At 64.8% G+C, this 13,509-nt stretch carries 13 protein-coding genes; 2 read left to right on the forward strand and 11 right to left on the reverse strand.

Translation table 11 applies throughout. The features are described from left to right. From MTR72_RS20685 to MTR72_RS20735, 11 genes are all read right to left on the reverse strand, one after another. Positions 1 to 927, reverse strand: a complete 927-nt coding sequence (locus tag MTR72_RS20685; protein WP_280964852.1) for a Gfo/Idh/MocA family protein — start codon at positions 925 to 927, stop codon at positions 1 to 3. Further along, the gene (locus tag MTR72_RS20690) at positions 924 to 1,700 is read right to left on the reverse strand and encodes a FadR/GntR family transcriptional regulator (protein ID WP_280964853.1); all 777 of its coding nucleotides are present in this window, start codon (positions 1,698 to 1,700) and stop codon (positions 924 to 926) included. The genes MTR72_RS20685 and MTR72_RS20690 overlap by 4 nt, the downstream gene beginning before the upstream one ends. Further along, positions 1,697 to 2,677 carry a galactofuranose ABC transporter, permease protein YjfF gene (gene yjfF / locus MTR72_RS20695; RefSeq protein ID WP_280964854.1) on the reverse strand — a complete coding sequence of 327 codons (981 nt, stop codon included), beginning with the start codon at positions 2,675 to 2,677 and terminating at the stop codon, positions 1,697 to 1,699. The genes MTR72_RS20690 and yjfF overlap by 4 nt, the downstream gene beginning before the upstream one ends. After that, positions 2,674 to 3,666 (reverse strand): ABC transporter permease, encoded by a 993-nt coding sequence (locus MTR72_RS20700; RefSeq protein WP_280964855.1) that lies wholly within the window; start codon positions 3,664 to 3,666, stop codon positions 2,674 to 2,676. The genes yjfF and MTR72_RS20700 overlap by 4 nt, the downstream gene beginning before the upstream one ends. Continuing rightward, positions 3,663 to 5,207, reverse strand: coding sequence for a sugar ABC transporter ATP-binding protein (locus MTR72_RS20705; RefSeq protein ID WP_280964856.1), 1,545 nt, complete (start codon positions 5,205 to 5,207; stop codon positions 3,663 to 3,665). Before MTR72_RS20705 ends, MTR72_RS20700 begins: the two co-directional genes overlap by 4 nt. Before the next feature lie 129 nt (positions 5,208 to 5,336). After that, positions 5,337 to 6,302: a galactofuranose ABC transporter, galactofuranose-binding protein YtfQ gene (gene ytfQ, locus MTR72_RS20710; RefSeq protein ID WP_280964857.1), complete on the reverse strand. Its 966-nt coding sequence runs from the start codon at positions 6,300 to 6,302 to the stop codon at positions 5,337 to 5,339. Positions 6,303 to 6,759: 457 nt separating this feature from the next. Beyond that, on the reverse strand, positions 6,760 to 7,932 hold the full coding sequence (locus tag MTR72_RS20715) for a fumarylacetoacetate hydrolase family protein (RefSeq protein WP_280964858.1): 1,173 nt from the start codon (positions 7,930 to 7,932) through the stop codon (positions 6,760 to 6,762). Between the two features lie 108 nt (positions 7,933 to 8,040). Beyond that, a complete protein-coding gene (locus tag MTR72_RS20720; RefSeq protein WP_280964859.1) occupies positions 8,041 to 9,018 on the reverse strand; it encodes a HEAT repeat domain-containing protein in 978 nt (325 codons plus the stop codon). A 2-nt stretch (positions 9,019 to 9,020) separates the two neighbouring features. Then, positions 9,021 to 9,254: a 4Fe-4S dicluster domain-containing protein gene (locus tag MTR72_RS20725; RefSeq protein ID WP_280964860.1), complete on the reverse strand. Its 234-nt coding sequence runs from the start codon at positions 9,252 to 9,254 to the stop codon at positions 9,021 to 9,023. Positions 9,255 to 9,287: 33 nt separating this feature from the next. Next, on the reverse strand, positions 9,288 to 11,030 hold the full coding sequence (locus MTR72_RS20730; protein WP_280964861.1) for a fumarate reductase/succinate dehydrogenase flavoprotein subunit: 1,743 nt from the start codon (positions 11,028 to 11,030) through the stop codon (positions 9,288 to 9,290). 104 nt (positions 11,031 to 11,134) lie between these two features. After that, positions 11,135 to 11,908: a ferredoxin--NADP reductase gene (locus MTR72_RS20735; protein WP_280964862.1), complete on the reverse strand. Its 774-nt coding sequence runs from the start codon at positions 11,906 to 11,908 to the stop codon at positions 11,135 to 11,137. A gap of 210 nt (positions 11,909 to 12,118) precedes the next feature. Between MTR72_RS20735 and MTR72_RS20740 the strand changes: the two genes are divergently transcribed. Continuing rightward, complete coding sequence (locus MTR72_RS20740; RefSeq protein WP_280964863.1) at positions 12,119 to 12,424, forward strand: DUF971 domain-containing protein; 306 nt, start codon at positions 12,119 to 12,121, stop codon at positions 12,422 to 12,424. 264 nt (positions 12,425 to 12,688) lie between these two features. After that, positions 12,689 to 13,462: a Crp/Fnr family transcriptional regulator gene (locus MTR72_RS20745; protein ID WP_280964864.1), complete on the forward strand. Its 774-nt coding sequence runs from the start codon at positions 12,689 to 12,691 to the stop codon at positions 13,460 to 13,462. Positions 13,463 to 13,509 lie beyond the last annotated feature (47 nt).

The following is a 13,509-nucleotide window of genomic DNA, read 5'->3' on the forward strand; positions in this document are numbered from 1 at the left end:
TCAGTCCACAAACGGTTCGACGATATTGCGCTTGCCGAGCAGGAAGGCATCGGCGACGAGACGAAGCGGCGCAAGATCGACATCGCTTGCGCCGGTCGCGGTGAGGTCGACGAAACGCCGGTAGAGTTCGCGATATTCCTCATCGGCTGCCTCGGCAATGACCTTGCCGTCGACCGCCATGCGCCTGCCACCGCCGGACAACGTCATCCGGCCCTGGTCTGTTTCCACGAGGATATCCCAGCTCTGCGGTCCGGTCTGGCGGAAGTCGAACTCGGCGGTGATCGGCAGACCGCCGATGTCGGTCAGCGTCAGGTTCGCGGCGATCGGCGCTTGGCAATTAGCGGGAAAAGCGAGCTCGGCCGCCGTGACGAACACAGGCTTTGGAAGGATACGGGTCAAGATCGACAGCGCGTTGATGCCGGGATCGAACACGCCGAGCCCGCCGGGCTCCCAGATCCACCCCTGCCCGGGATGCCAGACGCGGACATCCTCCTTCCAGCTAATGTGCACGGAGGCGATGCGACGCGCGGCGAGCCATTGCCGCGCCGGCTCGACCGCCGGGGCATAGCGCGAGTGCCAAGTTGCAAACAGCGTTCGCTTTGCCGCTGCCGCCATCGCGATCAGCGGATCGAGCTCTGCGACGCCGGTGCCGGGCGGCTTCTCCAGCATCACGTGTTTGCCAGCGGCGAGCGCCGCGGCGGCCTGAGCGCGCCGCACCTGCGGCGGAGTGCAAAGCGACACCGCGTCGATCGGCGGTCCCAGCTCCAGCAGCTCCTCGATGGTCGCAAAATGCGGCAGTCCCGGCAGCGAGGCGTTGCGGCTCGCGATGGCCGCCAGCGTCGCGCCCGGTGTGGCCGAGATCGCGCCGACATGCTGGTCGCGCGCGATCTTGCCGAAGCCGACAATGGCAATGCGAAGTTCGGTCACGATTCCTCTCCGGATTTCACGGATGGCAGCGCGTCGGCCGGTGCGGTCTCGATCACCGTGTCCTCATGGCGGCGCATGCCGTTGTGAATGACAAAGATCATCGCCTCAGACGCGGCATCGGCATCGCCCGCGGCGATCGCATCGACGATCTTCTGGTGCCAGAGCAGCACGGTATCGCGGTCTTCGGGCTCGACCGGGGCGCTCAGCAGGAACGAGGCGCGAAGAGCGGCCTCGATGACATGGCCGATCGAGCGCATGAACAGATTGCCCGATGCGCGCGCCACCGCGACGTGCAGCGCGAGGTCGGCGTCGGCAAAGCCGACGGAATCGGAAGCTTCGTTCCGCATGCGCTCCATGCTGCGCCGGAGCTGAGCAAGGTCCTCCTCCGACCGCCGACCGGCCGCGAGCATCGCCGCCCGCGGCTCGACCGCGAGGCGAATCTCGGCAAGGTCGTTGAGGAACCGCTTGTCGATGCCGGCGTCCAGATGCCAGGCGAGCACATCGGCGTCGAACATGTTCCAGGCACCGCGCTCGCGCACGACGGTGCCGACCCGCGCCTTGGTCGTGAGCAGGCCCTTGGCGACGAGCGTCTTCACGCTCTCGCGCAACACCGGCCGCGACACGCCGAACATGGCGATCATCTCGGCATCGCCCGGCAGCCGCGTCCCCTCCCCGTAGCGGCCGGCGATGATGTCGACGCCGATCGAGCGGGCCACTTCCGCATGATTGGAATGCGCCCGCCGTGTCGGAATCACCACGATGCGCGAGGTCATGAGGCTGCTCCTGCACTCCTGGTGACCGGCCGGCGCGCGATCGCGACCAGCGCCTGCTGCAAGGCGATGAACGCGAACAGCAGCACGCCGGTCGCGATCTTGGTCCACCAGCTCGACAGCGTCCCGTCGAAGTTGATGTAGGTCTGGATCAGGCCCTGGATCAGAACGCCGAGGAAGGTGCCGATCACCGAGCCCTGCCCGCCCGTGAGCAGCGTGCCGCCGATCACCACCGCCGCGATGGTGTCGAGCTCGACGCCGACGGCGGAGAGCGAGTAACCGGCGCTGGTGTAGAACGAGAACACGATGCCGGCAATCCCTGCGAGCAGGCTCGACAGCATGTAGATCTTGACCGTCATCTTGCCCACCGCGACACCCATCAGGCTGGCAGTCGACCGGCTGCCGCCGAGTGCGTAGACATTAGCGCCGAACCGCGTGAGATGCAGCAGGAGCACGCCGCCGATCACGATCGCGAGCATGATGATCGCGATCGCCGTCAGCCGCCCGCCCCCGGGCAATCGCAGCGCAAAGTCGGAGACCGTCGAATAGACCGGCGCGGTGATCGGCACCGATTCCGTCGAGAGCAGGAAGCTCGCGCCGCGAGCCAGGAACATTCCTGCGAGCGTCACGATGAAGGGCGGCAGATCAAAGACATGGATAACGGCGCCCATCGCCGCGCCGAACGCAGCAGAGAGCACAAGAACCGCAACGAAGGCGACGAACGGCGGCATACCCCAGCGCTCGATCGCAAGCGCAACGAAGACGGTGGTGAAGCCGATCACCGAGCCGACCGAAAGATCGATCCCGCCGGAGATGATGACGAAGGTCATGCCGGTCGCCACGATTCCGAGGAAGGCATTGTCAGTGAGAAGATTACCGACCACGCGGGTCGAGGCAATGTTGGGAAACTGCACCGCACAGAGCGCAAAGCCAGCAACGAGCACCATGGCCGTGACGAGGACGGGCGGCAGGCCTTTCATGCTTTCGTCCTCCGCAGCCGCGCGACGATGCCGGCGACACCTGAAAATTTCGGCGATTGCAGCAGCAGCACTGCCAGCACCACCACCGCCTTGACCAGCAGGTTGAACTCCGGCGGATAGCCGGACAAGAGGATGCCCGTGTTCATGGTCTGGATGATCAGCGCGCCGAGCACCGCGAGGATGAGGCTGAAGCGGCCACCGAACAGCGAGGTGCCGCCGATCACCACCGCGAGAATGGCGTCGAGCTCGAGCCACAGGCCGGCATTATTGGCATCCGCCCCCATGATGTCAGCCGCCGCGATCACGCCGGCGAGCGCGGCGCAGATGCCGCACCAGACATAGACCGCCAGGATCATCGCGCGCGTACCGACGCCTGCGAGCTCGCTCGCCCGCGCATTGCCGCCGGTCGCCTCGATCAGGAGCCCGAGGGCCGAGCCGCGCACCACCGCGCCGGTGAGGATCAGCATCCCGAGCGCGATTGCGACCGGCACCGGCAGGCCGAGCACCGCACCGTTGCCGAGCCAGACCAGATCGGGCGAGGTGAAGGTCACGATGCGTCCCTCAGTGATGAGCTGCGCGATGCCGCGGCCGGCCACCATCAGGATCAGCGTCGCGACGATCGGCTGCATGCCGAGCACGCTGACGAGAAAGCCGTTCCAGAGGCCACAGAGAAGGCCCGCGCCGAGCGCGGCCGCAAGTACGACCGGAAGGCCGTGACTATCGGCGAGGCTCGCCGCGATCGCGCCCGAGATCGCCATGACCGCGCCGACCGACAGATCGATGCCGCGCGTCGCGATCACCAGCACCATGCCGAGCGAGAGCAGCGCCACCGGCGTGCCGCGGTTGAGCACGTCGATGAGGCTGCCGAACAGCCGGCCGTCCTGGAGACGCAGGTCGAAGAACTGCGGCGACACCGCGCGATCGACCGCCAGGATGACGATCAGGGCAAGAATCTGGGCAAGGCCGCGGCGCGGCAAGAGCGCTGTCATGCCCGGCCCTCATGCGCAACGGCGGCACCGTCAGCAGCAATGGCCGCGAGAATGTTGGTGACGTCGATCGCCTCACCGGTGAGCTCGTCGACATGGGCGCGATCGCGCAGCACCACGACGCGGTCGGAATAGGTCACGATCTCGTCGAGCTCGGAGGAGATGACGAGCAGCGCGAGCCCGTCGTCGCAGAGCTCGCGGATCAGGCGGATGATCTCGGCATGCGCACCGACATCGATGCCGCGGGTCGGCTCGTCCAGCACCAAGAGCCGCGGCGAGGTCGCGAGCCAGCGCGCCAGCAGTACCTTCTGCTGATTGCCGCCGGACAGCAGACCGACGGGGCGCTCGGGGTCGGGCGGGCGAATGTCGAGCATCTTGACGTAACGGCGCGCGATCTCGTCCTGCTCGCGGCGTGACAGCGGCAGGTAGAGGCCGCGCTTGGCCTGGAGCGCCAGCACGATGTTCTCGCGCACGGTGAGATCGGCGACGATGCCATCGGTCTTGCGCTCCTCCGGGCAATAGCCGAAGCCGTGGCGCACGCCGTCGCGCGGCGTCTGGAGTCGCACCGGGGCGCCCTCCACCCTCGCCTGCCCGCGATCGGCGCGCTCGGCGCCGAACACCAGCCGCGCCGTCTCGGTTCGGCCCGAGCCGAGCAGGCCGGCGAGCCCGACGACCTCGCCGTGGCGCAGCTCGAGATTGAACGGCGCGACATAGCCGGCCTTGCCATAATTCTCGAAACTCGCGCAGACCTCGCGCACTTTATGCTCGCCTGCCGAGGCCCGTTCACTGGTCGTCTCCGCGAGCTCGCGGCCGAGCATCAGCCTGATCAGCTCGAGCCGCGGCAGCGAGGCGGTCTCGCGCTCGCCGACCAGTCGCCCGTTGCGCAGCACAGTGATTCGGTCGGAAATCTCATAGACCTGATCGAGAAAATGGCTGACGAAGACGATGCCGATGCCGCGGCCGGCAAGCTGGCGCATAATGCCAAAGAGGATCTCGACCTCGTGACGGTCGAGGCTCGCGGTCGGCTCGTCGAGGATCAGCACGCGCGCCGAGAGATCGACGGCGCGCGCGATTGCCGTGACGTGCTGCACGGCGACGGAATAGCTGCCGAGCGGCGCGGCGACGTCGATGTCGAGGCCGAAGCCCGCGAGCAGCACTTTCGCGCGGCGGCGCATCTCGGCTTCGCGTACGATGCCGAAGCGCATCGGCTGGCGGTCGAGAAACAGGTTCTGTGCCACCGAAAGGTTCGGCAGCAGGTTGACCTCCTGGTAGACGGTGGCGATGCCGGCCTGAAGCGCCGCCTTGGCCGAGCGCGGCGCAACCTCCGTGCCGCCGAGCCGGACGATGCCAGCATCGCGCGGAAACACACCGGTGATCACCTTGATCAGCGTGGATTTGCCGGCGCCGTTTTCGCCGAGCAGAGCGTGGATCTCGCCGGCGCGGAGCGTGAAGTCGACCTCCTGCAACGCGCGCACCGCGCCAAAGCTCTTGCTGATCCCGCGCACCTGAAGGAGCGGCGGAGCAGGATCGAGGCTGTTTTCCATCGCAACGTCACTCCCGCCGGCGTCCGCAGGCGATGCGGACGCCCAGCCTATTCGTTCGCGCAGCGGTTTCGAAGAGGGTTGCACCGCCGTCCCCCCGCTCAAATGGCGGTCCGGCGGCGCGGCTCCCGCTCAGTAACCGAGGCCCTTCTTGCTGTCGTAGATCTTCTGCGGATCGTCGGCAGCGGTATAGAGCTTCGAGTCGGTCTGGATCCATTTCGGCGGAACGGTGCCCTTGGCCTTGAAGGCCGCGACGACATCGAGCGCGGGGCCCGCCATGTTGGGCGTCAGCTCCACCGTGGCATTGGCTTCGCCGGCGACCATCGCCTTGAAGATGTCGGGAACCGCGTCGATCGAGACGGTGAGGATGTCCTTGCCGGGCTTGAGGCCGGCCTCCTTCATCGCCTGGATCGCGCCGACCATCATGTCGTCGTTGTGCGCATAGACTGCGCAGATCGACTTGCCGCCGCCTTCGGCCTTGATGAAGCTCTCCATCACCTCCTTACCCTTGGCGCGGGTGAAGTCGCCGGTCTGGCTGCGCACCACCTTCAGATTCGGATGCTTGGCGATCGCGGTGTCAAAACCCTTCTTGCGATTGGTGGCGACGCTCGCGCCGACCGTGCCCTGCAATTCGACGACGTTACAAGCCTTCTCGCCAACAGCCTTGGCGAGCCAGTCGCCGGCGACCTCGCCTTCGTGCACGCTGTCCGAGGTCACCGCGGTGAGATAGAGGTCCTTGCCGGAGGGATCGATGTCGCGGTCGAGCAGCACGACCGGGATCTTGGCTTCCTTAGCCTCCTTCAGCACCGCGTCCCAGCCGGTCGAGACGACGGGCGCGAGGAAGATCGCATCGACGTTCTGCGCGATGAAGGAGCGGATCGCCTTGATCTGGTTCTCCTGCTTCTGCTGGGCGTCGGCGATCTTGAGATTGACCTGGCGCTTGGCGGCTTCCTGCTTGGAGACCGAGGTCTCGGCCGCGCGCCAGCCGGATTCGGATCCGATCTGCGAGAAGCCGATGGTGAGTTGGGCGGCGCTGGCCGGAAGCGCGAGCAGCAACGCGCCCGTGGCGGTTGCCGCAAAGAGGGCTTTGAAGGTCATCAGGCGTGTCTCCCCAAGAGTCGTCTTGTGTTATCCCGGGCGCCTGTTGGTAGCATAGCACCCGAAGACCGCTCCTAGCGGGCGGCGGGAGGCACTATTTCACGGAAGTTTGGTTCCGTATAGTCATATTATTTGACTATTTAGTGGAAAGCGCGGGCGAACCCTGTGGGCGGTCATATGACACCCTGAGCGCGATTTTATTCCGTGGATGCAACGGGGAGATGAAGGAAAGAATGCGGCTCGCCGGCGAACTTGAAGGCCGGTTGAGTGAGCGCAACAGCGAAAGTGCGCTCTCCCGCCGCGCTTGCGGGCGCGCGACGAACTTTGCTCGCTCTGAGAGGGTTGGCGCGGAGACGGTGATGGACGGACTCGCGGAGAGCCCCCTCACCCGAAATCCGCGCCATGCGTGAATTTCGACCTCTCCTCGCAAGCGGGGCGAGGTGAAGTAAAGCTGGCGCTAGATCAGCTTGCGCTGCGCCAGATTTTTCATCAGCGCGCCGATGCCGAAGGTCCAGGGCTCGCATTCGTCGCTTGCGCGCATGCGGTTGACCAGCTTGCCGAGCTGAGGTGCTGCGATCGTGACGATGTCGTCGCGCTTGTGGGTGAAGCCCTGCCCCGGCGCATCGCGATCCTCGACCGGCGCGAACATCGTGCCGAGGAATAGCACGAAGCCATCCGGATACTGATGCACCTTGCCGATCGTCTGCGCGACAAGGTCGGTCGGATCGCGGCTGATCTTGCTGATCGAGGAATGGCCGTTGAGGACAAAACCATCCGGACCCTTCACGTTCAAGCTGATGTCGAGCTTGCGGGCGTCGTCGAGCGAGAAGCTGTCGTCGAACAGACGCAGCAACGGCCCGATCGAACAGGAAGCATTGTTGTCCTTGGCCTTCGACAGCAGCAGCGCGGAGCGTCCCTCGAAGTCGCGCAGATTGACGTCGTTGCCGAGCGATCCGCCGACGATCTTGCCACGGCTCGAGACGAACAGCACCAGCTCCGGCTCCGGGTTATTCCAGGTCGACTTGGGATGCAGGCCTGCATCCATGCCGGTGCCGACCGACGACAATGTCGGCGCCTTGGTGAAAACCTCCGCATCCGGACCGATGCCGACCTCGAGATACTGGCTCCAGGCGTTCTGCTCGATCAGCACCTGCTTCAGCCGCATTGCCTGGTCAGAGCCCGGCTTGAGCTTTGACAGGTCGTCGCCGATCAGCCGCGTCACTTCCTTGCGGATCGCTTCGGCGGAGGCCGGATTGCCCTTCGCCCGCTCCTCGATCACGCGCTCCAGCATCGAGATGGCGAAGGTGACGCCGGCGGCCTTCAGTGTCTGGAGATCGACGGGCGCGAGCAGCCACGGCTTCTGCGGGTCGCGTTGATCCGGCGGCGTGTTGGCCACGATCGCCTCGAGATCGCCGATACGCTCGCCCTTGGTCGCGCTGAGCGCCTTGGCGGGATCGCTCTCCTCGCAGAGCGCGCTAATGGTCGGAAATCTGGCGGTGACGTCGAAGACGCCGTCGCTGCGCACGGCGACCACGGCCGGACCGTTCGCCTGCGGCAGCCAGACGCGCCCTGCCAGCGTGCCCCTTGTTCCATCCTCGGGCAGAAGGTCCCTGGTCGTCAGTGTCGTCATGGCCGCGTCCTCGCTGTTTCTTCGATTGGCCGCGCTCACCCGGCGTCGCGGACCAATCCAGTTGGCGAAGACCAATAAACGTCTGGCTCTGGAAGTCCAGAGCGGTGGCTACGACCCTGCCCGCGCCTTCCGTGCCGCGATCTGCTGCAGCGCCCAACGCGCATTCTTGCGCACATCGGGATCCGGATCGTCGGCGATGACTGCCAGGAATGCCTCACCATCCGGATGGGCGATCTCGCCGAGCGCGGCAGCCGCCTCCTTGCGCAGGTTCGCCTGGTCGTGATTGATACAGTTACCGATCGGGCGCACCGCTCGCTCGACCTTCATCTTGCCGAGGCTGCGGATCGCCTTCAGCCGTACCTGCCAAAATCCATCGGCGAGCGAGGCAACGAGCTGATCGGCGGCGAGTGTTCCATTGACGTTGAGGCCCAGCGTCTCCGCTGCCATCTCGCGGACCATCCAGTCCGCGTCCTTCAATGCGCGAGTGATGGTCTCGGCCGCGGGCTTCATCTGCGAGAAGGCGAGCGCACTCACCGCAGCGCGGCGCACATGCGCGTCGGGATCGTTGATCAAAGCGGTCAGCGCTGGAATGGATTCTTCGAGCTTCAAAAAGCCGATCACCCCGATCGCCTGCACGCGCACGGCGGCGTCCGTATCCTGGAGCGCTTCCAGCGCCGGTTTCAGCGTGTCCTTGCGGCGCAGCTCCTTCAACGCGCGCAGCGCGCCCATACGGACGAACGCGTGAGCATGCTTCACCAGGGGCAGGATGGCGTCGGCGCAGCCGGGATCCTTGAACTCGGCCATGCTGTCGGCCGCGGCCGCAGCCACGATCCGCTCGGGGTCGACCAGTAGCTTGACGAGCGCGCTTGCCGCCTCAGGCCCGTCGAATTCGCCGAGCGCCATCGCAACCTGCTGACGCACGCCGGCATCGGGATCCGACACCATGTTGGCGAGATGGCCGACCGCGGCGGGATCGCCGGAATGGCCGAGCGCGATAATGGCGACGCGGCGCTCGGCGGGATCGGCGGCCTGCAACCGCTCGTCGGCGTCTTCGAGGTCGTCATAGGCTTCGAACGGGCTCGACATGACTACCTCAAGAGATAAGGAATGTTGACGGTGACCGCGCCGGTCGGGCAGTCCGCTTCGCAGGGCATGCAGTACCAGCACTCGTCATAGGCCATGTAGGCCTTGCCGGTCATGTCGCTGATGCGGAGCACGTCGAGCGGGCAGACATCGACGCATACGGTGCAGCCCTTGTCCGCGATGCATCTGGCATCGTCGACGACCACCGGCACCGATGTCTGGTAGGAAGCGAGAGGCATCGTCAATCTCCAATTGGCTGGTGTTGCGGCGGATCACGCACTGGCGCGGATGCGCTGTTTGTCATAGAGGTCCTTCTCGTCGTCGGCGATCGGCACGACATAGGGCTCCACGGCGCGCTTCTCGCTGGTCATCTTGCCGTCCCGCTTGCTCAGCAGGGTATGGCAGAACCAGTTCTCGTTGTCCTTCTCCGGAAAATCCGTGCACCAGTGGTAGAGGCCCCAGCGGCTCTCCTCACGGTAGAGCGAGGCATGCGCGGCCATGTCGGCGCAGTCCATGATCGACTGCACCTCGAGGGCGCGGAGCAATTCATGCGCGTTGCGCGCGATCATGCGCTCCTGCATGTCGTCCCTCACCTCGGCGAGCCGGCGCATGCCGAGCTCGTACTTCCGGGTGACCTTCGGCGGCTGGAGATAGTCGTTGACGAGGCGCCGCGTCTTGTACTCGACCTGGTTCGGCGGAATGCCGTCCTCGCGCTTGGTTGGAGCCATCACGCGATCGCGTTCCTTCGCAACCTCTTCCGCGTCGAACTCCGCAAAGTCGTGGCTGTCGGCGAACTCCATCGCGTCGATGCCGGCGACCGAGCCGTTGGTGAAGGCGCCGAGCATGTAGTTGTGCGGCACGCTCGCCATGTCGCCAGCGGCGTAGAGGCCGGGCACGGTGGTGCGCGCATTGTCGTCAACGAACACGCCGGAAGCGCTGTGGCCGGAGCAGAAGCCGATCTCGGAGATATGCATCTCGATCGACTCGCTGCGGTAGTCGATGCCGCGACCGTGCTGGAACAGGCCACGTGTCGGTCGCTCGACCTTGTGCAGCGTCGACTCGATCTCGGAGATCGTGTCGGGATGGAGATGCTTGAGCTGGAGGAACACCGGCCCCTTGCCGGACAGGAGCTCGTTGTAGAACTCCAGCATCATCTGGCCGGACCAGTAGTCGCATTCGATGAAACGCGAGCCCTCGTTGTTGGCGGTATAGGCACCGAAGGGGCCAGCGACATAGGCGCAGGCGGGACCGTTATAATCCTTGATCAGCGGATTGATCTGGAAGCATTCGAGGTTCGCGAGCGCCGCCCCCGCGTGATAGGCCATGGCGTAGCCGTCGCCGGAATTGGCTGCGTTCTCGTAGGTGCCGAACATGTAGCCGGAGGTCGGAAGTCCAAGCCGGCCGGCGGCGCCCATGCACAGGATCACTGCCTTGGCCTTGATGACGAGCATCTCGGCGGTGCGCGTGTTGACGCTGATCACACCCGCAATCCGGCCGTCGGTCGACTTGAGCAGCCGGGTCGCCATGTAGCGGTTGGAGATCAGGATGCGGGCGCGGCGAAGCTGCCGATACAGCGCCTTCTTCACGGTCTCGCCGTTCGGCATCGGCAGAACGTAGGTACCGATATGATGCACCTTCTTCACGGCGTAGTCGCCGTTCTCGTTCTTCAGGAAGCGGATGCCAAAACTGTCGAGCTCTTCGATGATGTTGTAGCAGTTCTGCGCGTATTTATAGACCGCCTTCTGGTCGACGATGCCATCGTTCGCGATGGTGATTTCCTTGGTGTACTGCTCCGGCGTCGCGTAGCCGGGGATGACGGCGTTGTTCAGCCCATCCATACCCATCGAGATCGCGCCGGACCGCTTGACGTTGGCCTTTTCGAGCAGGACGACATTGGCCTTCGGGTTCTTCAGCTTCGCCTTCAGCGCCGCCATCGGGCCGGCCGTGCCGCCGCCGATGACCAGCACATCGCAGGAAACCTCCGAAAGTCCGTCGACGATCTGATCTAGTGCCATCGCTTACTCCTGGTTCGCCGGAACGTCCGGCGCCTTTGCATCAGATTTGTTCAGGTGGCTTGCCGGCGATAGCAATTAGTTGTCACCGGCGAGAGATTTGGCCCTCAACGCTCCACGAAGGCCTTTTCGATCACGAAGTGGCCAGGCTGGCTGTGGTTGCCCTCCACGAAGCCACGCGCGGAAAACATCGCGTGGAGTTCTTCGAGCATTGCGGGGCTGCCGCACAGCATGATGCGGTCGGTGTCGCGGCTAAGGCCGGACTGTCCAATGTCGTCGAAGAGCTGGTTGGAGGCGATCAGATCGGTGATGCGGCCGCGATTGCGGAACGGCTCGCGGGTGACGGTCGGGTAGTAGACGAGCTTATCGCGAATCAGGGGCCCAAAGAATTCGTGATTGCGCAGGTTCTCGACAAGGTGCTCGCCGTAAGCGAGCTCCGAGACCTGCCGGCAGCCATGAGCGAGCACGATGGTCTCGTAGTTTTCGTAGACATCAGGGTCCTTGATCAGGCTGGCGAACGGCGCGAGCCCTGTGCCAGTGGAGAGCAGCAACAGGCGCCTGCCGGGAATGAGATTGCCGGTGATCAGCGTGCCCGTGGCCTTGCGGCCGACCAGGATGATGTCTCCCTCCCTGATTTTCTGAAGACGCGAGGTCAACGGGCCGTCCTGAACCTTGATCGAGAAGAACTCGAGCGCCTCCTCGTGATTGGCGCTCGCCATGCTGTAGGCCCGCATCAACGGCCGGCCGTCGACCTCGAGCCCGATCATCGCAAACTGGCCGTTCTGGAAACGGAAACCGGGATCGCGCGTCGCGGTGAAGCTGAACAGGGATTCGGTCCAGTGCCTGACCGACAGAACCGTTTCCTTCTGAAAAGCACTCATTCTTCGTCTCTCCTTCATTCGCGATGCGCCGCAAAATTTCGGAGAGAGGGGGAGTCCGGCAATGCCGAACTGAAATCCCCGGTCGATTAGTTTCACATTTCGCGGCGAGGACTGAAGAGAAGGCAGCGCGGCGCGGATGATCGCCCCCTTTCTGGCAATTAGTTGCTATCGCTGTGCCGCACGACGACGTAGAAAGGAGCTGGAGGTTGCATGACCATGACCGCGTTGGTGGCGCCGACAGTGACCGACTATCAAGCGAGCGCAGACCTCGCCTCGCTCGTCGTGCGTACGACGGACGATGCCGAGCTGAGCTTGCCCGCCGAGCAGCTCCGCCTCTCCTGTAAATGCGCCCACTGCACGCGCGCCCGCTTCGAAGGCCGCTTCCCCGAGCGCTTCCCGGGCATCGCCATCACCGAGATCGGCGATCTCGGCTACGGGCTGAACATCGCGTTCTCGGACGGGCACAATCGGGGGATTTACCCGAAGCCGTATCTGCTCGGCTTGGCGGGGCTCTGAGCGCACGCAGAGTCGAGGTGCGAAGCGCTAACCACCTTCTCCGCTGTCATGCCCCGGCTTGACCGGGGCATCCAGTGCGCCGCGGCCTATCCGTATCCCATCGCTGTCTCTGGAATACTGGATCGTCCGCCTTCGCGGGCGATGACGGCTGAGTGAATGGCGCCAGCCCATTACAAACGCACCGCCGACCATCTCTCCCCGCCCCCAATCTGGCACGGACATTGCTCCTCTTTAGAACGGTTTGAACAAATCCAGAGGCGGGTAATGTTGCAGGCGGCCAATGTGGGTCGCGGGACGGTTCCCGCTGCGGTGCGGCCCACCGGCAGCTCCTCCCTGCTGCTCACCGAGAACCAGCAGTGGATCGGCGGGCCGCCGCCGCTGATGGACAAGCTCACCTTACGCGAGCGGGAGCTGGTGCTGAAGCAGGGCCGCCGCAAGGTGCTGAACCGCGGCCAGACGCTGTTCAGCCAGGGCGGCAAGCATGACGGCATCTGGCTGATCGAGAGCGGCCGCATCCGCGTGTTCTACACCTCGCCGCTCGGCCGCGAGATCACGCTGGCCTACTGGCATGTCGGCAATTTCGTCGGCGGGCCTGAAGTGTTCGACGGCACCGTGCATCAATGGTCTGGCGTTGCGTCCAGCAATTGCAGCGTCGTCCACCTGCCCGGAAAGGAACTGCGATCCCTTGCCGCAGAGATCCCGAACCTCGCGATCGGCCTCATCGAAGGCCTGACCTTCAAGGGCAAATGCTATTCAGCATTGGCGCAGATGCTGGGAACGCGCTCGATCACGCAGCGCCTTGCGCATCTGCTTCTGCATCTCGTCGAACTCTACGGCGTCGAGGATGCCGACGGCACCGTGATCGCCGCCGCTTTCACCCATGCCGACATCGCCCACATGGTCGGCGCCACCCGGCAATGGGTCACGATCAGCCTGAAGCGCATGCAGGAGAAGGGAATCGTGGTGACCAAGCGCTCGCAGATCGTGGTCTGTCGGTCCGAGGTCCTGGAGGAGATGCGCGGTCAGGCCAGCGACTAAGGTCGATGCACATGCAAGCGGCTTTCAAGTGCGAAACTGCCCAAGGA

This window comes from Bradyrhizobium sp. ISRA442, assembly GCF_038085055.1.
Classification (GTDB): Bacteria; Pseudomonadota; Alphaproteobacteria; order Rhizobiales; family Xanthobacteraceae; genus Bradyrhizobium.